At 71.4% G+C, this 23157-nt stretch carries 20 protein-coding genes; 7 read left to right on the forward strand and 13 right to left on the reverse strand.

Translation table 11 applies throughout. The features are described 5' to 3' along the window. Positions 1 to 8 precede the first annotated feature (8 nt). On the reverse strand, positions 9 to 617 hold the full coding sequence (locus ACFYWI_RS27460; RefSeq protein WP_389237529.1) for a hypothetical protein: 609 nt from the start codon (positions 615 to 617) through the stop codon (positions 9 to 11). Positions 618 to 712: 95 nt separating this feature from the next. Here ACFYWI_RS27460 and npdG point away from each other — a divergent pair, with 95 nt between their 5' ends. Further along, complete coding sequence (gene npdG / locus ACFYWI_RS27465; RefSeq protein WP_389237531.1) at positions 713 to 1432, forward strand: NADPH-dependent F420 reductase; 720 nt, start codon at positions 713 to 715, stop codon at positions 1430 to 1432. Between the two features lie 63 nt (positions 1433 to 1495). Beyond that, positions 1496 to 1675, forward strand: a complete 180-nt coding sequence (locus ACFYWI_RS27470) for a hypothetical protein (RefSeq protein ID WP_389237533.1) — start codon at positions 1496 to 1498, stop codon at positions 1673 to 1675. A 48-nt stretch (positions 1676 to 1723) separates the two neighbouring features. Here the strand turns inward: ACFYWI_RS27470 and ACFYWI_RS27475 are convergent, their stop codons facing one another. After that, a complete protein-coding gene (locus ACFYWI_RS27475) occupies positions 1724 to 2527 on the reverse strand; it encodes a site-2 protease family protein (RefSeq protein ID WP_389237535.1) in 804 nt (267 codons plus the stop codon). A gap of 132 nt (positions 2528 to 2659) precedes the next feature. On the opposite strand from ACFYWI_RS27475, the gene ACFYWI_RS27480 reads away from it, so the two are divergent. Further along, positions 2660 to 6118: a BTAD domain-containing putative transcriptional regulator gene (locus ACFYWI_RS27480; protein ID WP_389237537.1), complete on the forward strand. Its 3459-nt coding sequence runs from the start codon at positions 2660 to 2662 to the stop codon at positions 6116 to 6118. 17 nt (positions 6119 to 6135) lie between these two features. On the opposite strand, the gene ACFYWI_RS27485 is transcribed toward ACFYWI_RS27480, so the two are convergent. The 4 genes from ACFYWI_RS27485 to panB form a co-directional block, all read right to left on the reverse strand. Then, positions 6136 to 6960: an ABC transporter permease gene (locus tag ACFYWI_RS27485; RefSeq protein ID WP_389237539.1), complete on the reverse strand. Its 825-nt coding sequence runs from the start codon at positions 6958 to 6960 to the stop codon at positions 6136 to 6138. Beyond that, on the reverse strand, positions 6957 to 7952 hold the full coding sequence (locus tag ACFYWI_RS27490; protein WP_389237541.1) for an ATP-binding cassette domain-containing protein: 996 nt from the start codon (positions 7950 to 7952) through the stop codon (positions 6957 to 6959). The genes ACFYWI_RS27485 and ACFYWI_RS27490 overlap by 4 nt, the downstream gene beginning before the upstream one ends. Before the next feature lie 112 nt (positions 7953 to 8064). After that, positions 8065 to 8427: a cupin domain-containing protein gene (locus tag ACFYWI_RS27495; RefSeq protein WP_389237543.1), complete on the reverse strand. Its 363-nt coding sequence runs from the start codon at positions 8425 to 8427 to the stop codon at positions 8065 to 8067. 179 nt (positions 8428 to 8606) lie between these two features. Then, entirely contained in the window at positions 8607 to 9467 is an 861-nt protein-coding gene (gene panB, locus ACFYWI_RS27500; protein ID WP_389237545.1) for a 3-methyl-2-oxobutanoate hydroxymethyltransferase, read from the reverse strand. Positions 9468 to 9625: 158 nt separating this feature from the next. On the opposite strand from panB, the gene ACFYWI_RS27505 reads away from it, so the two are divergent. The 4 genes from ACFYWI_RS27505 to ACFYWI_RS27520 all read left to right on the forward strand — a co-directional run bounded on the left by ACFYWI_RS27505 (position 9626) and on the right by ACFYWI_RS27520 (position 14701). Next, positions 9626 to 11227 carry a DHA2 family efflux MFS transporter permease subunit gene (locus ACFYWI_RS27505; protein WP_389237547.1) on the forward strand — a complete coding sequence of 534 codons (1602 nt, stop codon included), beginning with the start codon at positions 9626 to 9628 and terminating at the stop codon, positions 11225 to 11227. A gap of 67 nt (positions 11228 to 11294) precedes the next feature. Next, positions 11295 to 11918 (forward strand): TetR/AcrR family transcriptional regulator, encoded by a 624-nt coding sequence (locus ACFYWI_RS27510; protein WP_389237549.1) that lies wholly within the window; start codon positions 11295 to 11297, stop codon positions 11916 to 11918. A gap of 196 nt (positions 11919 to 12114) precedes the next feature. Continuing rightward, on the forward strand, positions 12115 to 13140 hold the full coding sequence (locus ACFYWI_RS27515; protein ID WP_389237551.1) for an endonuclease/exonuclease/phosphatase family protein: 1026 nt from the start codon (positions 12115 to 12117) through the stop codon (positions 13138 to 13140). A gap of 334 nt (positions 13141 to 13474) precedes the next feature. Continuing rightward, positions 13475 to 14701 carry an MFS transporter gene (locus tag ACFYWI_RS27520; RefSeq protein WP_389237553.1) on the forward strand — a complete coding sequence of 409 codons (1227 nt, stop codon included), beginning with the start codon at positions 13475 to 13477 and terminating at the stop codon, positions 14699 to 14701. Here ACFYWI_RS27520 and ACFYWI_RS27525 read toward each other — a convergent pair. The 7 genes from ACFYWI_RS27525 to ACFYWI_RS27555 form a co-directional block, all read right to left on the reverse strand. Further along, positions 14667 to 16427, reverse strand: coding sequence for an NAD+ synthase (locus ACFYWI_RS27525; protein WP_389237555.1), 1761 nt, complete (start codon positions 16425 to 16427; stop codon positions 14667 to 14669). The genes ACFYWI_RS27520 and ACFYWI_RS27525 overlap by 35 nt on opposite strands. A gap of 156 nt (positions 16428 to 16583) precedes the next feature. Continuing rightward, positions 16584 to 18254, reverse strand: a complete 1671-nt coding sequence (locus ACFYWI_RS27530) for a multicopper oxidase family protein (RefSeq protein WP_389237557.1) — start codon at positions 18252 to 18254, stop codon at positions 16584 to 16586. 87 nt (positions 18255 to 18341) lie between these two features. Next, positions 18342 to 18758, reverse strand: coding sequence for a DUF6153 family protein (locus ACFYWI_RS27535; protein ID WP_389237559.1), 417 nt, complete (start codon positions 18756 to 18758; stop codon positions 18342 to 18344). A 230-nt stretch (positions 18759 to 18988) separates the two neighbouring features. Beyond that, positions 18989 to 19687, reverse strand: coding sequence for a DUF305 domain-containing protein (locus ACFYWI_RS27540; RefSeq protein WP_389237561.1), 699 nt, complete (start codon positions 19685 to 19687; stop codon positions 18989 to 18991). A 5-nt stretch (positions 19688 to 19692) separates the two neighbouring features. After that, the gene (locus tag ACFYWI_RS27545) at positions 19693 to 20340 is read right to left on the reverse strand and encodes a DUF3105 domain-containing protein (RefSeq protein WP_389237564.1); all 648 of its coding nucleotides are present in this window, start codon (positions 20338 to 20340) and stop codon (positions 19693 to 19695) included. A gap of 92 nt (positions 20341 to 20432) precedes the next feature. Then, positions 20433 to 20813, reverse strand: a complete 381-nt coding sequence (locus tag ACFYWI_RS27550) for a hypothetical protein (protein WP_389237566.1) — start codon at positions 20811 to 20813, stop codon at positions 20433 to 20435. A gap of 139 nt (positions 20814 to 20952) precedes the next feature. Next, positions 20953 to 23097, reverse strand: a complete 2145-nt coding sequence (locus tag ACFYWI_RS27555) for an MMPL family transporter (protein WP_389237568.1) — start codon at positions 23095 to 23097, stop codon at positions 20953 to 20955. Positions 23098 to 23157 lie beyond the last annotated feature (60 nt).

The following is a 23157-nucleotide window of genomic DNA, read 5'->3' on the forward strand; positions in this document are numbered from 1 at the left end:
CCCGGGCCCTACCAGCGCGCCGGTGGCGGGGACGTCAGCCGGTCCGCGAGCAAGGACAGCCGGTCCCGGAACCGGACCCGGCCGCGCGGGGCGGGCAGGCTGTTCTCGCCGGCCGCCGCGCTCACCAGGTGCTGCACGGTGTCGAAGTCGATATCGGCCCCGGTCCCCACCGGCACCGTCAGCGTTTCGTGGGCGAGTCCCTGCACCTCCGGGTCGCCGCCGTCCAGGGCCAGCACCGTCGCCCCCGCCCGGCGCGCGTCGTGCACCCGCTCCAGCAGCCCGGAGCCAGGCGGTTCGGGAGCCACGACCAGCAGGGTCTCGCCGCGCCTGGCCGCCCCGAGCCGGCCGAGCCCCACGGCCAGCTGCGCCGGGTCCCCGGGCCGCACCTGGTGACGTACCAGCGTCGGGGCCAGCCCGGGCTGTCCCGACCAGGCGGCCTCGTCCACCAGATGCGCGGCCAGATGCCACGGCTCGTACTCCTCGGTCCCCACCAGCAGCAGCCCACCGCCCTGCGGCACCACGCACGAGCGCAGCGACCCGGCGAACCGCCGGGTCGCCGCCGGCCACTGGGTCCCGGCCAGAACCTCGCGCAGCAGCGCGACGCGTACGGCATCCATGGGCCCGCATCCTGTACCAGGACCGACCTCTCGCGGGGGCCGGTCGGCACCGGCTCACCCGATCGGGGTCCGGTACCTGCAAGTAGGGTCGGCCCATGACTTCTCACAACAACGCAGGCACCGGCACCGCGCCGAAGGCTCCGGCCAAGGACCCCTGGGACCTCCCCGATGTCTCGGGCCTCGTCGTGGGCGTTCTCGGCGGCACGGGCGACCAGGGGCGCGGACTCGCCTACCGGCTGGCCCGGGCCGGCCAGAAGGTGATCATCGGTTCCCGGGTCGCGCAGCGCGCCGAGACCGCTGCCTCGGAACTCGGGCTCGGTATCGAGGGCGCCGACAACGCCGAGTGCGCGCGGCGCAGCGACGTGGTCATCGTGGCGGTGCCATGGGACGGGCATGCCAAGACCCTTGAGGCGCTGCAGAAGGAACTCGCGGGCAAGCTCGTCGTCGACTGCGTCAACCCGCTCGGCTTCGACAAGAAGGGCGCCTACGCGCTCAAGCCGGAGGAGGGCAGCGCCGCCGAGCAGGCCGCCGCCCTGCTGCCCGACTCGCGGGTGACCGCGGCGTTCCACCACCTGTCCGCCGTGCTGCTGCAGGACGAGTCGGTCGAGGAGATCGACACCGATGTGCTGGTCCTCGGCGAGGCCCGCGCGGACACCGACATCGTGCAGGCGCTGGCCGGCCGTATCCCCGGTATGCGCGGAATCTTCGCCGGCCGGCTGCGCGGCGCCCACCAGGTCGAGTCGCTGGTCGCCAACCTGATCTCGGTGAACCGCCGCTACAAGGCGCACGCGGGGCTGCGCGTCACCGACGTGTAGAGGTCGCGGGGGCATGGGGGACACTGGACGGGACGAACCGCACCCCGACAGGAGCCGTACCCCATGCCCCGCCTCGCTCTCTACTCCCTCGTCGTCTGCGCACTCGCCGTCACAGCGGCGGTGGTCTCCTTCGCGCACGGCACCTGGCTCGGGATCGTCTGGGTACTGCTCGCCGGGCTCGCCTCGAACATGGCCTGGTACTACCTGCGCAAGGCGAAGGCGGAGCGCCAGGCCGCGGGCTGACGCTCCGGCGGTCGGCCGGCGCCGGGCGCCCGCGGAGGCCGGGCCCGGTCAGGAGGCCGACGCGCAGAAGTCGTTCTGTCCGTCCCAGAACTCGAACAGGTCCCTGCCGCACTGCATGTCGAGCCGGGACACCCCGAGCCCGTCCATGATCGAGTAGACGGCGTCGAAGAACGCGGCGTTGACCTCGGGGATGAAGAAGAGGCACAGGAACAGCACCAGCATCCCGTACGGTGCGAACGGCTCCACCTGGCGCCGGATCCTGTACGAGAGCCAGGGCTCGATCACGCCGTAACCGTCCAGCCCGGGCACCGGCAGGAAGTTCAGGATCGTCGCCGTGACCTGAAGCAGGGCGAGGAAGCCGAGGGCGAACCGGAACGCAGTGGGGACGCCGTCCAGCGCGTCCAGCCAGAACGGCGCGGTGCACACGGCGGCGAACAGCGCGTTCGTCAGCGGTCCCGCCGCGGAGATCAGGCTGTGCTTCCAGCGGCCCCGGATGCGGTGCTGCTCGATGAAGACCGCGCCGCCCGGCAGACCGATGCCTCCCATGATCACGAAAATGACCGGCAGCACGATGCTGAGCATGGCGTGCGTGTACTTGAGCGGATTCAGGGTCAGGTAGCCCTTGGCACCGATGGTGATGTCGCCGCCGTGCAGCGCGGTACGCGCGTGCGCGTACTCGTGCAGACACAGCGAGACGATCCACGCCGAGGTGACGAAGAGGAACACGGCAAGTCCGGCGCTCGCCGAGAAGCCCGTCCACACGGCCCAGCCCGTCACCGCCATCACCGCGGCGATCCCTAGGAAGACCGGGCTGATCTTTCGGTCGCTGTGGCGCCTGGCAGCGGTGGTCATGGACGCGGCTCCTGTTGTAGGGCGGGGATGTGCGGATAGACCGTACCCGGGGGTGGGTGCGGTGAGAACGAGCCGGTCCCCCGGTGCGGTTCCTGTCCCCGGGCCCGGACCGGCACCGGGGACAATGACCGGGTGCACTTTCGCGTACTGGGCCCCACACAGGTACTCCACGATGACGGCGCCCCCGTCGCCCTCGGCGGAGCGCGGCTGCGCGCCCTGCTGACCGTGCTGGCGCTGCGGGCCGGGCGCACGGTCCCTGTCGGGGTGCTCGTCGACGAGGTGTGGGACGGAGACCCGCCCGCCGACGCCGTGGGCGCGGTGCAGGCACTCGTCGGCCGGCTGCGGCGGGCTCTCGGACCGTCAGCGGTGGCCTCGGGCGAAGGCGGATACCGGCTGTGCGCGGAGCCCGACGACGTGGACCTGCACCGGTTCGACCGGCTGGCGGGGGAGGGGGCGCGGGCACTGGCCGAGGGCGACGCGGCCAAGGCGGCGGCACTCCTGGACGACGCGCTCGCCCTGTGGCGGGGGCCCGCGCTGGCCGATCTGCCGGACCGTACGGCCGGAGCGGCGCGCTTCGAGGCCCGTCGGCTGGACGCCCGCCGCACCCGCCTGGCCGCCGCTCTCGCCCTCGGCCGGGCGGAGGACGCCCTGCCCGAACTCGTCGCGCTGTGCGAGGGCCATCCGCTGGACGAGCCGCTGCAGGCGCTGCGGATCCGGGCGCTGCGCGACGCGGGGCGCCCGGCACAGGCGCTGGCGGCGTACGAGGAGGTCAGGCGCGCGCTCGCGCGGATGCTGGGATCCGATCCGGGACCCGAACTGCGCGGACTCCATGCCGAGTTGCTGAACCCTCCGGCACCTGCGCCGCCCGTGGGAAATCTGCGCGCCCGGCTGACCAGCTTCGTCGGCCGCGAGCCCGAACTCCATGCCATCGGCGCGGACTTGTCCGGAGCGCGGCTGATCACCCTGCTCGGCCCCGGCGGCGCCGGCAAGACCCGTCTGTCCCAGGAGGCCGCCGAACGCGCGGCGGCCGGCCCGAACGGCCCGTGGCCGGACGGTGTCTGGCTGGCGGAACTCGCCCCCGTGGACGACCCGGAGGCCGTGCCCGAGGCGGTGCTCACCGCGCTCGGCGCCCGCGAGACGGTGCTGCGCGGAGCCGGGGCGGAGGAGCTGCGCGCCGCCGAGCGGCACGGCGACGACGCACTCGTACGCCTGGCCGAGCACTGCTCGCGCCGCCGCATGCTGCTGCTCCTGGACAACTGCGAGCATGTCGTCGGCGCCGCGGCGACCCTCGCCGAACGGCTGCTGGAAAGCTGCCCCGGCCTCACGGTCCTGGCCACCAGCCGTGAACCCCTCGGCATCCCCGGCGAGTTGGTCCGCCCGGTCGACCCGCTCCCCGACAGGGCGGCCCTGCGCCTGCTGGCGGAGCGCGGCGCATCGTCCCGACCGGGTTTCCGGGTGGACGCGGACGAGGCGACGGCGGCGGCGTGCGCGGAGATCTGCCGGCGCCTGGACGGCCTTCCCCTCGCGATCGAACTCGCCGCGGCGCGCCTGCGGATGCTGACCCCACGCCAGATCGCGGACCGCCTGGACGACCGCTTCCGCCTGCTGACGACCGGCAGCCGCACCGTCCTGCCGCGCCAGCAGACACTGCGCGCGGTGGTCGACTGGTCCTGGGACCTCCTCGACCCCGCCGAACGCGCGGTCCTGCGCCGCCTGTCGGTCTTCGCGGGCGGCTGCGACCTGGAGGCGGCCGAATCCGTCTGCACCTCGCCCTCGCCCTCGCCGGAACCGGCCCTCCCAGAGAACGGGGCGCCCGCCCCGGCGGGCACGGGCTCCGCGCTCGGGGACGCGCCCGGCGAGGGGCGCCGGGAGCCGGGCAGTGGCCCGCATCGTTCCCCGGACGTCCTCTCCCTGCCGCGGAGCCGGGCGTCCTCCCCCGGGGAGGTGGCCCCCGAACCGGACCCCGGCCCCGGCGTGCACGACGTCGCGGACCTCATCGGCGCTCTCATCGACAAGTCCCTGGTCGTCGCCGTGCCCGCCCCCGACGGGCGGATGCGCTACCGGCTGCTGGAGACCGTCGCGGAGTACGCCGCCGAGCGCCTCGGCGAAGCAGGCGAGCGCAGCGGCGTCGAGCGCCGGCATCTCGTGCACTACCGGGAGCTGGCCCGCACCACCGACCCCCTGCTGCGCGGGCACGGGCAGCGCGCCGCCCTGGACCGGATGCAGCTCGAGTACGACAACATCCGGACCGCGCTGCGCCGGGCCGTTGCCGTGCGGGACGAGCAAGAGGCCTTCTGCGTCGTCCTCTCCCTCGCCTGGTACTGGCAGATGCGGGATCTGCGCTCCGACGCCCGGCAGTGGGCGAACGCCGTGGCCGGCCTCGCACCGGACCCCTTCGCCCCGCCCCACGCGCCCGCGCCGCCGATCCACGAGCGGTGCACCGACGCCCCGCCGCCCATGAGGCCCGAACTCCTCGACGAGGCGCGGCGGCAGGTGGTGCTGATCGGCATGGTCAACACCGACCACGGCATCGAGGACTGGACCTCCCCGGAGCGGATGGAGTGGTTGAAGGGTGTCGTCGCCGTCTACCGCCCCGCGCTGCCGCAGGCTTGTCGGTTCCCGGCCTCGCTCTGGTTCTACGCCGTCCTGCTGACCTGCGACGGCGGTCAGGTGCTGCACGTCCTCGACGAGACCGTCCGCACCGCGGAAGAGGCCGGCTACGACTGGGATCTCGCCACTGCCCTCCAGATCCGGGCCAATGTGCTGGCCAACCGCAGCATGTGGGCCGGCGACGCCCGCAGGGACGCCGACCGCAGCCTGGAGATCTTTCAGCGCCTCGGCGACGGCTGGGGCGTGGCCGAGGCGCTGTCCTCGCGCGGTGAGGCCCATGAGCGGTCCGGAGCGTACGACGAGGCCGCGGCGGACTTCCGGGCCGCGGTCGCCCACGCCAAGGGGCTCGGCGCACGGAACCAGGCCGCCCTGCTCCAGGCCCGGCTCGCCAATGTGCTCACCGAGAGCGGCCGCGGCGAGGAGGGCGAGACGATCCTGCGCGAGGTACTGGCCGCGGGGCGGGACGGCGGGTACGAGGCCGTCCCGGCGGCCCGGCTCTTTCTCGCCGTGTGGCTCGGCCGCACCGGCCGGCTGGACGAGGCCCGTCACCAGCTGGAACTGATGCGCGAGTACCTCCGAAGGCTCGCCGTCTTCGAGGGCGTCGTGCTCGGCTGCCTCGGCTGGCTGGACGTGGTCGACGGGCACCACGCGCAGGCCTTGGAGGTGGTCCGCAGAGCCCTGGCGCTGTCCCTCGCCCCGTTGTCGATGATGATCGCCCCGCAGATGCCCGCCGCCCATCTGCTCGTCGCGGCCCGGGCACTGGCCGGCCTCGGCGGCGAGGAACGTGCCCGGCGCGCGGCCCGGCTGCTCGGCGCGTACGAGGGGCTGCTGCCGCCCCGGCACTTTCCGACCACGCTGGAGCGTGAGAACCGGGCGCTGGCCGAGCAGGCCGCCCGCTCCCTGCTCGGGGACGTGGCCTTCGTGGCGGCGTACGCCGAGGGCGGCGGCCTCTCGATCGAGGAGGCCGCCGCCCTGGTGTGAGACAGCAGCGCCGTGTCTCAGGTCTTCTTCCGGAACCTGGCCACCGCGAGCGGCGCCGTGACCAGGGTGATCGCCGCCGCCCAGGCCAGCGTCACCGTCACCGAGTGTGCCACCGGACCGCCGTTCATCAGACTCCGTGCGGAGTCCGCGAGGTTGGACAGCGGGTTGTAGTCGGTGAACATCTCCAGCCAGCCCGGCATCGAGCTCGTCGGCGCGAAGATCGACGAACCGAACTGCAGCGGCATCAGCACCAGCATCGCCGTTCCCTGGACGGCCTGCGCCGTCTTCATGGCAAGTCCCAGCAGGATGAAGATCCACATGAGCGAGGCGCCGAACAGCAGGGAGAGGCCGACCGCCGCGAGGAGTTCCAGGACGGAGGTCTTGATCTCCATGCCGAGCACGAAGCCCATGCCGAGCAGGATCGTGATCGCGACGAGCATCCGGCCCGCCTCGACGACGATCTTCGCAACGAGTACGGAGGACCGGGCGATGGGCATGGACCGGAACCGGTCCATCACGCCCTTCTTGAAGTCGTCGTTGATACCGGTGCCGACTCCCATGGCGATGTTCATGCCCATCATCGCCATCAGTCCGGGGACCAGGTAGTTGACGTAGGCGTCCTGGTTCCCCTTTCCGGAGATCGCGCCGCCGAAGACGTACACGAACAGCAGCGTGAAGACGACCGGCATCAGCAGGACATCGAACATCGACTCCGGATCCTGCTTGATCTGCAGGATGTTGCGGCGCACCAGTGCGCCGATGTGCCGCAGATTGGCCCGCAGGCCGATCCGTCCCTCCCCGGAGGGTGCGGCGGCGGGTGCGGTGAGTGCTGCCGCGCTCATGCCGCGACCTCCTCGGGAATCGTGTCGGTGACGGCGGGCGTCTTCTCGCCGGTGATGGCCAGGAACACCTCGTCCAGGCTGGGCAGATGGGTGTCGATGTGCCCGACACCGAAGCCGTGCGTGCCCAACAGGGCGACCACTGCGGTCAGTTGCTCGTCACTGAGGATCGGTACATACAGCATCCCGTCGTCCGGCACCGCCTGCACACCGGCGATGCCGTCGAGCCCGGCATCGGCCACGGCCCGTGCCATTGCGGGAAGTTGGGCCGCATCGCTGGGCCGTATCCGCAGGGTGCGGCCGCCGACCTTCGCCTTGAGCTCGTCCACCGCGCCGTTCGCGATGACGCGGCCACGGTCGATGACCGTGAGCTCGTTCGCGAGCTGCTCGGCCTCCTCCATGTACTGCGTGGTGAGCAGTACGGTCACCCCCTCGGCGACCATCCGCTGCACCTCGTCCCAGACCTCGTTACGGGTGCGCGGGTCGAGTCCGGTGGTCGGCTCGTCGAGATACAGCACGGCGGGCCGGCCGATCATCGAGGCGGCCAGGTCGAGCCGGCGGCGCATACCGCCGGAGTAGTTCATCGCGGGGCGCTTGGCGGCCTCGGTGAGCGAGAAGCGCTCCAGCATCTCGTCGGCGCGGCGCCGCGCGTCCTTGCGGGACAGATCGAGCAGCCGCCCGATCATGTAGAGGTTTTCCCAGCCGGAGAGCTTCTCGTCGACCGAGGCGTACTGGCCGGTGAGTCCGATGGTGCGGCGCAGCTGCCGCGGCTGCTTCACCACGTCGTAGCCGGCGACGGTGGCCCGGCCCGCGTCCGGGGTGATCAGGGTGGACAGGCAGCGCACCAGGGTGGTCTTGCCCGCGCCGTTGGGGCCGAGTACACCGAGGACCGTCCCCTCGCGGACGTCGAGGTCCACGCCGTCCAGTGCTTTCGTCTTGCCGTAGTGCTTCACGAGGCCACGTACCTCGACGGCGTTGGTGTCGATTCGCGTCATGCCGACCACGGTGCCGGGACGCACCGACACATCGCCTACAGACCACCTACAGACCACCGACACGGTGCCCACGGCCCGCGCCCTGTCGGTGGTCTGTCGGTGTCTGTGCGGGTCAGGGCTTTGCGTAATCTCCGAAGCCGACCCAGTCGAGCGCGACGCAGGGCTCGTTGCCGACCACCCAGGCGTCGTGTCCGGGCGCGACGGCGAAGTAGTCGCCGGGGCCCACCAGAGCGGATTCACCGTCTTCCATGACGATCTTCATCCGGCCGCTGACGACATACCCGGCATGGTCCGCCTGGCAGCTCTCGGTCCCCGCCAGGGGCTTGATGTGCTCGGACCACTTCCAGCCCGGCTCGAACACGGCGCGGCCGACCGGTCCGCGCTCGGTGTTGACGAGGTCGAGCCTGCCCTTTCCGTCAGCGAAGGGACGGGTCTCGTCGGCGGAGTCGAAGTTCCTGCTCGTGATACCGGCCATGATCAATCCGCCTCCCGGCGGCGAGCGAAGGGGCCCCGAGTCCACCTCTCAGATTACGCCGCACCACCCTCCCGCCCGCCGCGTACCCTCGCACCGCTCATGCCGACAGCCCGCCGACGGGGGAAGATCGGCGGGCTGTCGTCCGTGCCGGAGGTGGTCTGCGGCTGATCGGCAAGTGATCAGTGGAAGGTGTGCTCCTCCTGCGGGAACGCGCCGCCGACGACATCGTCCGCGAACGCCTTCGCCGCGTCACCGAGGCTCTGGCGGAGGTTGGCGTACTGCTTGGTGAAGCGCGGCACCTTCCCGCCGGTCAGGCCCGCCATGTCGGTCCACACCAGGACCTGGGCGTCCGTGTCGGGGCCCGCGCCGATGCCGATGGTGGGGATGTGCAGGGAGCGGGTGACCTCGGCGGCGAGCTCGGCGGGCACCAGCTCCAGCACGACCGCGAACGCGCCGGCGTCCTGGGCGGCCTTCGCGTCGCGGAGCAGCCCGTGCGCGGCCTCGTCGCTGCGGCCCTGCACCCGGTAGCCCATGGTGTTGACGGACTGCGGGGTCAGACCCAGGTGCGACATGACCGGGATGCCCGCCTGCACGATCAGTTCGGTCTGCGCCAGCGAGCGCTCGCCGCCCTCGAGCTTGACGGCGCCGACGCCCGCGTCCTTGACCAGGCGGGTCGCATTGCGCAGCGCCTGGACCGGCCCCTCCTGGTAGGAGCCGAAGGGGAGGTCGCCGACGACGAGGGCGCGCCGGGTGCCCCGTACGACGGCCGCGGACAGCAGCGTCATCTCGTCCATCGTGACGGGCACGGTGGTGTCGTAGCCGAGGTGGCAGTTGCCCATGGAGTCCCCGACGAGCATCACCGGGATACCGGCTTCGTCGAAGACGGAGGCGGTCATCGCGTCGTAGGCGGTGAGCATGGGCCACTTCTCGCCGCGCTCCTTGGCGGCGGCGATGTCGTGGACCGTGATACGGCGCGTTCCCTTGCCGCCGTACAGCGCCTTGCTGCTGTCGGAGGGCTTCGGGGCAGCCTGAAGCGTCATTGCGGATCGGCTCCTTCGTCATCTCGAGGCGCCCTGACGGCGTCCCCGGACCGCCTCCATGGTGGCACCTCGTGCCACTCCGGGGAAAGAGCCCGACACGCGGACCTCCACTTCCTATACGAGACGGTCTCGTATCGAAACAGGGTTACGCTGCCCCCATGACGACTTCGTCCGCCGCACCCGCACCGTCCCGGATCCCCGAGGCCGTCCACCGCCGCCGGTGGGTGATCCTCACGGTCCTGATGTTCAGCCTGATCATCGTCGTGCTGGACAACTCGATCCTGAACGTGGCGGTCAAGACGATCGCAAGCCCTCAGCCGCACGGCCTCGGCGCCACCCAGAGCGAGCTGGAATGGGCGATCAACTCCTACACGCTCGTCTTCGCCGGCCTGCTGTTCACTGCAGGCGTGGTGGGCGACCGCATCGGCCGCAAGAAGGTCCTGCTCTTCGGCACCCTCCTCTTCGGCATCGGCTCGGCGCTCGCGGCGCTGTCCGATTCACCCGCCGAGCTCATCGCGTACCGGGCAATGATGGGCTTCGGCGCGGCCTTTGTGATGCCTGCCACGCTCGCCGTGCTGGTGAACGTCTTCGACCGCGACGAGCAGCCCCGGGCCATGGGGATCTGGGCGGGAAGTGTCGGCGTGGCGATCGCCCTCGGCCCGGTCACCGGCGGACTGCTCCTCGACCACTTCTGGTGGGGCTCGATCTTCCTGATCAACGTGCCGGTGGTGATCGTGGCCCTGGTCTCCATGGCGCTGCTGGTGCCGGACTCCAAGGACCCGGACCCGGGCCGGCTGGATCCCACCGGTGTCGTGCTGTCGATCGTCGGTCTGGTGGTCCTGGTGTACGGGATCATCCGCGCCGGCGAGCTCGGCGACTTCACGGACTGGTCCGTCCTTGCCCCGGTGGCCGTGGGGCTCGGGGTGCTCACCTGGTTCGTGGTGCACGCGAGGCGCAGCAGCCACCCCGCCTTCGACATGGCCTACTTCAAGAAGCCCGCCTTCTCCGCAGGCGTCGCCGCGATCACGCTCGTCTTCTTCGCCCTCATGGGCCTGACGTTCTTCTCGGCCTTCTATCTGCAGACCGTGCGCGGCTACAGCGCGCTGGGAGCCGGTCTGCTCATCGTGCCGGTGGCGGCGGCGCAGATGTTCTTCGCACCACGGGCCCGCCTGGCCGTGGCCCGGTTCGGTACCCGGGCCACCAGCGCCGTCGGCATGCTGATGATCGCGGTCGGGTTCGTCGCGTTCATGCGGTTCGACGCCGCCACCCCGGTATGGGCCATCGAGGTCGCCTTCTTCGTCCAGGGCGTGGGCATGGCACACGTCTCGACGCCGGTGACCTACACGGTGGTGCAACTGCTGCCGAGGGAGAAGGCCGGCTCCGGCAGTGCGATCAACAACACCTTCCGCCAGATCGGCGGCGCACTCGGGGTCGCCGTCCTCGGCTCGCTGCTGGCCACGCGCTACCGCAGCGGGATCGAGGGCCACCTCGACGCACTGCCCGCCGGTGCACGCGATGCCGCGGGCGAGTCCATCGAGGCCACCCTCGCCGCCGCGGAGCGGCTCGGACCGGCGGGAAAGTCGCTGGTCGCCCCGGCGAACGAGGCCTTCCTCGGCGCCATGCATCTGACGGCCCTCGGCTCGGCGATCATCTGCGTCATCGGCGCGGTGGTGGTCGGGTTGTTCCTGCCGGGACGGCCGGACGAGAACCCGGAGCGGCCGGACCCGGAACGCGTACCGGAGGCCGCGGCGCTCGACTGACCGCGGCCGAGGCCGGCTTCGGCGGGTCGGGGAGAATCAGGGGGACACGGCGAGAGGCGGAGTGGACGTGCCCCTGAGGGAGCAGCAGGAAGCGGAGCGGCACAAGAGCCCGCGAAGAGGACGGCCCCGCAGCCAGGCGGCCGAACGGTCCATCGTCGACGCGGTCGTGCGGCTCCTCGAGGAAGGCGTGCCCATATCCGAGCTCTCCATCGAGCGCATCGCCCGCACCGCCGGCGTCGGCAAGGCCACCATCTACCGCCGCTGGGAGGGCAAGGAAGCCCTCTTCCTCGACGTCGTACGGTCCATGGAGCCGGTCGACCCGCCGCTGCCCGGCACATCCGTCCGGGACGATCTGATCGCGCTCGTCGAGATGCTGCGACAGCGCGGTCTCGCCAAGCGCTCCTCCGCTCTCCTGCACAACGCCTTCGCGCAGATGCAGAGCTATCCCAAACTCTGGGAGCTGTACCGCCGCACGGCCGTCGTCCCCCGCCGCGAGCAGATGGACGCGGTGCTGCGCCGCGGCGTCGAGAGCGGCGAGATCCGCTCCGACATCGACTTCGACCTGCTCGGCGACCTCTTCGTGGGGCCGATGCTGGTACGCACCGTGCTGCGGTCCGACGGCACGCCCGGGGAGGGCAGCGCGGAGCAGATCGTCGACGCCGTGCTGCGGGGCGTGCGTCCACCCGGCTGAAGCCGCGGCGCGTCCGCCCGGAGTGTGCGCGTTCTGTCACAGCGTCCCCACCTGGCGCGATACCAGGAACCCGGCAGGCGCTCCCGTCGTCATCCGAGCAGTACGGCCGTCCCGGGACGGCGGGGTAACCACCGGTCATCGCCTAGGGTCCTAAGGGCGGCAGGGCCGGTACACGGAAGGCAGTGAGGACAGCTCTATGACGCAGGCGTACACGACGGACACCGGGAACGGCGGAGCGGGCGCCCAGCCTTCCGGACCCCGGCTCCGGAGCCTGCTGGAGCGCTGGCGCGGCGACCCGGGTATCTGGCGGCGCGGCGTTCTGCTCGCGCTGTCCGCCGTAGTGATCGCCCTGTTCATGATCCTGCACGCGCAGATCCCCAACCGGATCGGCAACCTCGGCAGCCTCACCGAGACCTTTCTGCCGTGGCTCGGCGTGTTCATCCCGGTGATCCTGGCCGGCGCGCTGCTGCGGCGCTCCGCCACCGCCCTGATCGCGCTGCTGCTGCCTCTGATCGTCTGGCTGAACCTGTTCGGCGGTCTGCTGACCGGCAAGTCCGCGGCCACGGGCGGCGACCTGACCGTCGCCACGCACAACGTCAACGCGGACAACCCCGACCCGGCGGGAACCGCGAAGAACGTGGCCGCCTCGGGTGCCGACGTGGTCGCCCTGCAGGAGCTGCCGGTCGGCAAGGTGTCGGCGTACGAGCAGGCACTGGCAGGGACGTACAAGTACCACGCGGTCGAGGGCACGGTCGGCCTGTGGAGCAAGTACCCGCTCTCGGGGACCTCGCCGGTGGACATCCGGCTGGGCTGGACGCGCGCGATGCGCGCCACCGTCACGATGCCTGCCGGTCAGGTGGCGGTGTACGTCGCGCACATGCCGTCCGTGCGGGTCAAGCTCAACGCCGGGTTCACCGCCAACCAGCGCGACAACAGCGCGGACGCGCTCGGTGAGGCGATCGCCCGCGAGCAGGTGCGCAAGGTGGTGCTCCTCGGCGACGCCAACGGCACGATGAACGACCGCTCCCTGAACGCCATCACCTCCCAGATGCGCTCCACCCAGGGCGCGGCGGGCGACGGCTTCGGCTTCAGCTGGCCGGCGGCGTTCCCGATGGCCCGCATCGACCAGATCCTGGTGCGCGGGGTCGAGCCGGTCTCCTCCTGGACGCTGCCGCGCACGGCGAGCGACCACCTGCCGATCGCGGCACGCCTGGACCTGTGACGTTCCCTGGGGCTCCGCCCCTGGACCGCGTGCCTCAACTCCCCCCGGACTGCGTCCGGGGGGACCCGCACGAGGCTGCATTGTGCGGACCCGGTCCGCACAATGCAGCCCGTCCGGCGTTTGGGGACACTCCCTCCTACGCCCTGCGGGCGTGGGGGTAGCTGAGTCCGGGGCGGAGCCCCGGTTCGGGATGGGGATCCCTCCCACGGCCGCCAGGCCGAAGGGGGAGGGCGGGGAGGGGAGAATCCCCCGGCAACCATCTGTGCACGCGTGGGAACATTCCGCCTGAGCATATTTGTTTCGAGAGCGAACTTAACTCGGAAGGCCCCTCCCCATGCCCCTCGCGCTACTCGCGCTCGCCGTGTCCGCCTTCGGCATCGGCACCACCGAGTTCGTGATGATGGGCCTTTTGCCCAACGTCGCCGACGATCTCGGCACCTCCGTGCCCACCGCCGGGTACCTCGTCTCCGCCTACGCCATCGGTGTCGTCATCGGAGCCCCGCTGCTGACCGCACTCGGCTCCCGCGTGCCCCGCAAGCGCATGCTGCTGCTTCTGATGGCGCTGTTCACCGTCGGGAACCTGGCCTCCGCGCTCGCGCCCGGTTTCGCCACCCTGATCGCGGGGCGTGTCCTCGCCGGGCTGCCGCACGGGGCGTTCTTCGGGGTCGGTGCCGTCGTCGCGGCCCGGCTGGTCGCCGAGGGGCGGCAGGCGCGGGCCGTGGCCACCATGTTCCTCGGGCTCACCGTCGCCAACATCGTCGGCGTACCCGCGGCGACGGCGCTCGGCCAGCACCTCGGCTGGCGCGCCACCTTCCTCGTCGTCACCGCGATCGGCCTGGTCTCCATGGCGGCACTCGCCCGGCTCGTCCCGCACATGCCGCTCGACGCACACCAGAGCGTCGGCCGCGAGCTGCGCGCCCTCGGCAACCGCCAGGTGCTGCTCGGCCTGCTCACCGCCGTCTTCGGCTTCGCCGGCGTCTTCGCCGTCTACTCCTACCTTGCGTCCATGACGACCGAGGCGATGGGCTTCGGCGAGTCCTCCGTGACCCTCGTCCTCGCGCTGTTCGGTATCGGCATGACACTCGGCGCACTCGCCGCGGGCCCGCTGACCGACCGGGCGCTGCGTCCCACGCTGTACGGCTCGCTCGCCGCCCTCGCCCTCGTCCTGGGCGCCTTCCCGTTCACGGTGCACATCCATTGGCTGGCCCTGGCCACGGTCGTGGTGCTCGGCGGGGTCGGCTTCCTGACCACCACTCCGCTGCAGATGCTCGTGATGCGGGCGGCCCAGGACGCGCCCACCCTCGCCTCCGCCTCCAACCACTCGGCCTTCAACCTCGCGAACGCGGGCGGCGCGTGGCTCGGCGGTGCGGCGATCGCGGCGGGCTGGGGCTGGACGTCCCCGGCCCTCGTCGGCGCCGTCCTCACCGTCGTCGGGCTCGCGGTCGCCGCGGTGGCGGGACTGCTCGACCGTACGGGAACGGGGGCCTCCCGCGTGATTGCCGCGGGAAGCCCCCGTACCGAAGAACTCAGCCGCTCGTCGTCTCCCGCCAGCGGTTCGTGATCGGCAGACGCCGGTCCTTGCCGAAGCCCTTCGCCGAGATCTTGGTGCCCGGCGGGTACTGGCGGCGCTTGTACTCCGCCGTGTCCACCATCCGCAGCGTCTTCGCCACCAGCTCCTCGTCGAAGCCGGCCGCCACGATCGCGTCCTTGCCCTGGTCCCGGTCGACGTACAGCTCCAGGATCCGGTCCAGCACGTCGTAGTCCGGCAGGGAGTCGGTGTCCACCTGGCCCGGGCGCAGCTCGGCGCTCGGCGGCTTGGTGATCGAGGCCTCCGGGATCGGCGGGGTCTGGCCGCGCTTCTCGGCGGCGCGGTTGCGCCACTTCGCGAGCCGGAAGACCGAGGTCTTGTAGACGTCCTTGATCGGGCCGTATGCGCCGACCGAGTCGCCGTACAGCGTCGAATACCCCACCGCCAGCTCGGACTTGTTGCCGGGCGCGAGCACGATGTGGCCCTCCTGGTTGGAGACCGCCATCAGCAGGGTGCCGCGCAGCCGCGACTGGAGGTTCTCCTCGGCGAGCCCGGTCAGAGCGAGCGAGCGCATGTACGCCTCGAACATCGGCTCGATCGACACCGTGCGGAAGTTGAGCCCGGTCCGGCGGGCCAGCTCGGCCGCGTCGTCCTTGGAGTGCTCGGACGAGTACTTGGACGGCATGGAGATGCCGTACACGTTCTGCGCGCCGAGCGCGTCGCAGGCGATCGCGGCGACGAGCGCGGAGTCGATACCGCCGGAGAGCCCGATCAGCACGGACCGGAAGCCGTTCTTGGCCGCGTACGCGCGCAGGCCCACGACCAGCGCGGAGTAGACCTCCTCGTCGTCGTCGAGCCGGTCGGCGTAACCGCCCGTGAGCTCCGCCTCGTACGCCTCCAGCGGCTCCTCGGAGATGACGACGCGCTCGATGCGCAGCCCGTCGTCGACCAGGCCCGTCGGCGGCTCGGCGGAGGCCGCGGGCAGCTCCAGGTCGAGCACCACGCTGCCCTCGGCGAACTGCGGGGCGCGCGCGATGACCTCGCCGTCGGCGCCGACGACGATCGAGTCACCGTCGAAGACCAGCTCGTCCTGCCCGCCGATCATGGCCACGTACGCGGTGGTGCAGCCGGCCTCCTGGGCGCGCTTGCGCACCAGCTCGAGCCGGGTGTCGTCCTTCTTCTGCTCGTACGGCGAGGCGTTGACCGAGATCAGCAGCCCGGCCCCGGCGGACCGGGTGGCCGGCACCCGCCCGCCGTCCTGCCAGAGGTCCTCGCAGATCGCGAGCGCGACATCGACACCGTGCACGCGGATCACCGGCATGGTGTCGCCCGGCACGAAGTAGCGGAACTCGTCGAAGACGCCGTAGTTGGGCAGGTGGTGCTTGGCGAAGTTCAGCACCACCTGGCCACGGTGCAGTACGGCGGCGGCGTTGCGCGGGGCGCCGGCGGGCTGCCCGTACTTGGGCGCCGCGGACTCGGAGCGGTCCAGATAGCCGACGACGACCGGCAGCTCGCCGAACCCTTCGGCGTCGAGCCTCACGGCGAGCGCCCGCAGGGCGGCCCGGGAGGCATCCACGAAGGACGAGCGCAGGGCCAGGTCCTCGACGGGGTACCCGGTCAGCACCATCTCGGGGAACGCGATCAGATGCGCCCCCTGTTCGGCGGCATGCCGGGTCCAGTGCACTATCGACTCGGCGTTGCCGGCGAGATCGCCGACGGTCGAGTCGACCTGATTCAGAGCGAGGCGAAGTTGAGGCACGGGAGCAGTGTAATCGTCTGACTGACGCGATGTCCTGTCGTGTGGTGAGCACCACCCGACATCCCGCGGTGCGAGTGTCCCCGGGGGACCCGGCGAGACCGGTCCCCCGGGGCGGGTCGGGGGAGGATCCGGGACCCCGCCCCCGACATCAGGGGGCTACTCGCGGTAGCCGAGGGTCGTCATCATCCCGGACTCCGAGTGGTAGATGTTGTGGCAGTGCAGCATCCACAGGCCCGGATTGTCCGCGTCGAAGTCCACGGTCACCTTGCGGTGCGGCAGGACCGCTGCCGTGTCCTTGCGAGCGCCGGCCCCGTTGACGCCCGCCAGGGCGAAGGTGTGGCCGTGCAGATGGATCGGATGCCACATGTCGGTGGCGTTGATGAACACCAGGCGGACCCGCTCGCCGGCCTTGACCGCGTAGAGCCGGTCGGGGGAGTAGGGCTTGTCGTCGAAGGCCCAGTCGTACCGCTTCATGCCACCGGTCAGCTTGATCCTTATGATCCGGTCCGGCCTGTGCCGGGGCAGGGCCACGGACTCGTCGGGCAGGAGGTGGGCCGCCGACTTCAGCACCTCCCGGTCCAGCTCCGCGGGGCGCGCTGACGGCGGAGGCGGCGCCCCGCCGCCGGTGCGCAGGACGGCCATCGTCGAGGCGTTCTTGCCCTCGGCGAGCGCGGTGAGCGGAAAGACCCCGTCCTTGGCGGTGACCAGTACGTCGTACCGCTCGCCCATCGCCACGAGCAGGGCATCGGTCTCCTTGGGGCGTACGGGGAAGCCGTCCGTGTGGGTGACCGTCAGTTTGTGGCCGCCGAGCGCCACCCGGAAAGCCGTCTCACCGCCGGCGTTGATGATGCGCAGCCGGATGCGGTCGCCGGGCCTGGCGGTGAACTGTGAAGGGTCGTCCGGCGTACGCCCGTTGATGAGGTAGTACGGGTAGTCGACATCGCCCGCCTCGCCGCCGAGCAGGTTGCTCTTGTTGCCCCGCAGCAACCGGGACGGGCCGGAGCGGCGGGACTCGGCCGACGGCGATCGTGTGGCCGACCCGGACGGTGTGCCACTGCCACTGCCACTGCCGTGGCCGCTGTGCCCGGCGCCGTGGATGCCCTTACGGAGCTCGGCGAGGACCGAGTCCGGCGTGGAGCCGTCGACCCCGTCGACCCAGTCGTCGATCAGGACGACCCACTCCTTGTCGTACGACAGCGGCTCCTTCGGGTCCTCCACGATCAGCGGGGCGTACATACCCCGGTCCAACTGCACACCCGAGTGCGGGTGGAACCAGTACGTCCCGGGATGGGGCGTCACGAAGCGGTACGTGAACTCGGCGCCCGGCCGGATCGGCGGCTGCGTCACACCGGGCACCCCGTCCATGTCGTTGCGCATCGAGATGCCGTGACAGTGCAGCGAGGTGTCCTCCGGCAGGTGGTTGGTGAGGGTGAGCGCGAGGGTGTCACCGGCAGTGAGCCGTACCTCCCGGCCCGGCAGCCGGTCCTCGTACCCCCACGACCTGACCGTCCGGCCGCCGCCGAGTTCCAGCGGGGTCGCGACGGCGGTGACCCGCACCTCCCGTACGGTGCCCGGGCCCCGCCCGGCCTCGACGGCCGTGACCTCCTTGCCGTCGGGGGAGACGAAGCCGTCCGGGGCCGACATGTCGCCGTGGCCGGTGTCGTGGCCGCCGCCGGGGGTGGCCACGCTGCCCCCGTGACCGGTGCTGCGGCCGGTACCGCGGCCGCCGTCGCCGGCTCCGGGGGATGAACAGGCGGCCAGAACTCCCGTACCGGCCGCGGCGATCGATGCTCCGAGCACGGAGCGGCGCGTGATGTGTGTGCGCATGGCTGAGTGCACCTCGTGAGGGTGTCGAAGAGTGAGCGGAGGAGCGCGGGAACCGCTTGCGATCAGACGCGAGCGGCTGTCGCGCTCCTATATCCGCAGCACCGACACCCTCGCGAGAACGCCTTTCGGCGGTCGCCCGTTCGCCCACAGCGTGCGCGGCAGCCGGGCCCGGGAAGCGGACGGCGACGGGCCGTCGGGACGCCTCCCCGCCAGCCGCAGGAGGAGCAGGGCGACGCACCACGCGAGGAGTACGGCGAGACACACCGACGCCGGGTCCATGGAGGAGACGGGGGCGCCCCCGTCCGGGACAGGGACGGCGGTTTCGTGGGCCGCGGGCGACGTGGCCTCGTCCCGCGCGCCGTCGGACACGGTGTGCTGCGCCGTGTGAGGTCCGTGCCCGGATCCGGGGGACGGATGGCCCACCGTGTGCATGGTGGCGATCCCGAAGAGCAGCGCGACGAACAGCAGCAGCTGCCCCCAGCGCGTACCCCGATCACTCACCATGGCTCGGGAGCCTACCCCCACCCGGTATACCCGGCCACCGGTGGCCCGCTGTGCGGCTGGAGCGCCACCATGGTCACTGGGCCGTCCGGTCTACGCGACCACCGCAGTGAACCCCGCCCCTGCCGTGCCGCCGGAGGGGTGCCCGCGGGCAGCTCCCGAAACACCGCCGGGTCCGTCCTGGTCCGCCGTGCGGACCAGGACGGACCCGGGGTGGGCCGTACGGGGGTTCGTCAGCTCAGCACATCGGCGCCGCGCTTGTGCAGCAGACCGACCATCAGATCGATCTCCGAGCGCTGCGCGTCCACCATGGCCTGGGCGAGATCGCGCTCCGTGCCGACGGTGCACAGCTCCACACAGCCCTCGGCCATGGCCACGCCACCGTTGTGGTGGTTGATCATCAGCTGGAGATAGAAGATCTCGGCCTGCTTGCCGCTCAGCTTGTCCAGCCGCTCCAGGTCGGACCTGGTCGCCATGCCGGGCATCAGCGCGGCGTCCTCGGCCTCCTGCTTGCCGTGGTCGCTGTGACTGCCGTGACTGTCGTGACCGTCGTGTCCGGACCCGCCGGAGCCTCCGTTCGGGCCTGCGCCCATCCAGTCCATCGGCTCCCCGTCGGCCGAGATCTTGGGCAGACCCCACAGATCCAGCCAGCCGAGCATCATCCCGCGCTGGTTGGCCTGGGTGTTGGCGATGTCGTACGCGAGTCTGCGCACCTCGTCGTCCTGTGTGCGGTCCCGGACGATGAAGGACATCTCCACCGCCTGCTGGTGATGGACCGACATGTCCCGGGCGAAGCCGGCGTCCGCCGACTCCGCCGTCGGGGTGCGGGCGGCGGGCGTGTCGCCGCCGCCCGCGGTGGCCACCGTGGCGGCCGCCGCGAACAGCAGTGCCAGGACGACCGCCGTGATGGCGGCCCAGTGCGTACGGGTCATACCGATCACTGTGCACCCATGCCGTTCGTGCACGGGGCACCCCGCTCCGGTGTCTGCGGGCCGTTCACGTACTTGGTGAAGAACTTCGCCACGCGCGGGTCGTCGGCCGAGTCCACGCTCACCTGCTTGCCCCAGGCGCTGAGCATGATCGCGCCCTCCTGGTTCTTGTACGGGCTCATCAGGGAGAACGGGGTGCCCTTGACCCGCTCACCGAGCTTCTTCACATCGGCGTCGGATGCCTTGTCGGTGTACGTCACCCAGACGGCGCCGTGCTCCAGCGAGTGGACCGCGTTCATGTCGGGGATCTGCTTGTCGTAGACGTCCCCGTTGCAGTTCATCCACACCTCGTTGTGGTCGCCTCCGACCGGAGGCTTCATCGGGTAGACGACGGTCTTGGTGACGTGCTTGTTGCCGAGCTTCTTCGGGTCCCAGGACTTCTCGTCCTGGATGGGCGCCTTGGCGTCGGCCGCCGCCTGTTCCTTCTCCTCGGACTTCTTGTTGAGTACGAAGGCGCCGAAGCCGACGAGTGCGGCAACCACGACAGCGCTGACACTGATCGTGATGATGCGGCCGCGGCGCTCGCGGGCCTGATCGGCGCGGCGCATCTGCTCGATCCGGGCCCGGCGGTCGTTTTCGGTGTTGCGAGAAGCCATGGTGAACATCGTCCTTCGTGAGATCTGCGGAAGTCGCGGAAGTCTGCGCATCGGTGCGCGTGTCGGTGGGCAAGGGCTGCCCGGTGGCGGTGTCACGTCCGCAGCACTTGAAGGACATGCAGGTCAGGGGCCCGCGCGAGGGCGGATCCGTAACGGTGCTGGCGACCGATGGCCGGCGGCTCGCCCGGGTAAGGGGGTTCGGTGCCCGCCTCGAACGGGGCATCCAGCGGCGGCGCGGTGAGCACGGCCGGGCTCAGCACCGGCATCAGGCCGCAGTCACCGTCGTCGTACGGACAGCTGAACGCGGTCACGGGCGCCGTGACCGCCGCGGGCCCCGTGTCGGTGGCGTGGTGCGGACCCGGATCGGCCTGGCTCAGACAGATGAAGAGCGCACCGAGCAGCGTCGCCACGGCGCTCAACAGAGCCGTGGGACGCGCGATGTACGTGAGGCGGTCGGTCCGCGAACCCCCCATGGCCGCAGATCGTAGTGGGCGCGGAGGCCCGCTGTGCCATACGGGCCAATGAGCTGTGCCGTACGGGGCACTGAATCGGCGTTCACACCGGCCGGTGGGCCCCGCCGCGACGGCGGGGCCCACGGATGCCGAGCGGGTGTCAGACCCGCTCGGGGGCGCGCTCTTCGCCCGGCACGGGCTCCGCCACTCTGTCCGGCCCCGGTTCGCAGGCCCGGAACAGCCGTCCCGGCCACCAGAACCAGCGGCCCAGATCCAGGGCGAGCGCCGGCACCAGCACGGTACGCACCAGGAAGGTGTCGAGCAGGACGCCGATACCGACGATGACGCCCAACTCCGCCATCGTCACCAGCGGCAGCCCCGCGAAGACCGCGAACGTCGCGGCGAGCACGATGCCCGCGCTGGTGATGACGCCGCCGGTGGTCGTCAGCCCCTCGAGCACACCGCGGGAGTGGCCGAGCCGGAGTGACTCCTCCCGGACCCGGTGCATCAGGAAGATGTTGTAGTCGATGCCGAGGGCCACCAGGAAGACGAAGCCCATGAGCGGGATCGACCAGTCCACACCGGCGAAGCCGAGGACATGCTCGAACAGGAGGTTGGAGGCGCCGAGCGCCGCGAGGTACGAGAGCACGACCGTGGCCAGCAGCAGCACCGGCGCGACGATCGCCCGCAGCAGCCCCACCAGGACCAGCAGCACCACCAGCAGGACCACCGGGATGACGGTCCGCAGATCGCGGTCCGCGGCCCGCTGGGTGTCCAGCGTCTGCGCCGTGGTGCCGCCCACCAGGGCGTTCGCCCCCTCGACCGTACGGACCTCGCTGCGCAGCGCATCGATGGTGTCCTTGGCGGCCCGGCTGTCCGGAGCGTCCTTCAGCACGACGGTGAGGGCGGCGAGCCCGTCAGGGGTGCGTGCGCCGTCCTCCACCCGGGCCACGCCCCGGACATGGGAGACGGCGGCCTTGACCTCGCCCGCCCGGGCTGCCCCGGTCACGATCGTCGCCGGGTCGGAGGCGCCCGACGGATAGTGCACCGAGATCCGCTCCTGGGCCACGACCGACTCGGGCTTGTCCTGGAACATCTCGGACTGCTGCAGGCCCATGGTGATGCCTGCGGCGCTGAGCGCGAGGGCGCCGGTGACGGCGACGGACATCAGCCAGGACCAGCGCGGACGCCGGGCCACGGCGGCGCCGATACGGGCCCAGACGGTCACGGACCTGCGTACCAGACCCGCCGCGGCATCGGCTGACGGTGGCGTGAAGCGCGGCACGAACGGCCAGAAGACCCAGCGGCCCGCGATCACCAGCAGTGCCGGGAGAATCGTGATCATTGCCAGGAAGCCGCAGACCACACCGACCGCACCGACCAGACCCATCGAGCGCGAGGAGTTGATGTCGGCGAGGGAGAGACAGGCGAGGCCGACGGCGATGGTGCCGGCCGAGGCGAGGATCGCCGGGCCGGAGCGGAGCAGCGCGAGCCGCATCGCGGTGTGCCGGTCCTCCTGGCGGTGCAACTCCTCGCGGTAGCGGGCGATCAGCAGCAGGGCGTAGTCGGTGCCGACGCCGAAGACGAGCACCATCAGGATGCCCGCGCTCTGCGGGTCGACCGGCAGCCCGGCGTACTTGGCCAGCAGATAGGTGCCGACCTGGGTGAGAACGGCGGCGAAGCCGACGGACAGCAGCGGGAACAGCCACAGGATCGGGCTGCGGTAGGTGATCAGCAGCAGCACGGCCACCACCAGGCCGGTGGCGATCATCAGCGTGGAATCGAGCGAGTCGAAGACCGCGATCTGGTCGACCAGTGAGCCGGCCGGTCCGCCGACCGCGACCTCAAGTCCCGGTGGGGCGTTGGCGGCGGCGACCGAGCGGATCTCCTCCACTTTGTCGCTGACTCCGTCCTCCGCGGAGAGCGGGACGACGAGCATCAGCGCCCTGCCGTCGTCGGAAGGCAGCACCCGGGAGACCTGCTCGCCGCCGACGGCGTAGCGCGCGAAGGCCGCCCGGTCCGCCTCGGCCTTGGCCCGCTCGGCCGCTCCGAGCGCCCGCTCGCTGCTGTAGACGGTGACGACCGGCATCACCGTGTCCGTACGGAACTTCTCCAGCTGCGTGTTGACCTGCGCGGACTCGGCGCCGCGGGAGAGGAAGGCGTTCGGTCCTGACTCCTCGACCTCGCCGAGCTTGCCCGCGAGCGGGCCGAGAGCGGCGGCGACGATCAGCCAGCCGACGAGGACGAGCCACTTGGTGCGACTGCCTCCCGGCGCACCGGCCAGGCGCTTGAGCAGCGCTTTCATGAGTAATCTCCTGTGTGTGGAGTTCGGGGCGCACGGGACCCGCACCGCGGCGTGACGGTT

Origin of the sequence: Streptomyces sp. NPDC002889, from assembly GCF_042888425.1 — a bacterium.
Lineage (GTDB): Bacteria > Actinomycetota > Actinomycetes > Streptomycetales > Streptomycetaceae > Streptomyces.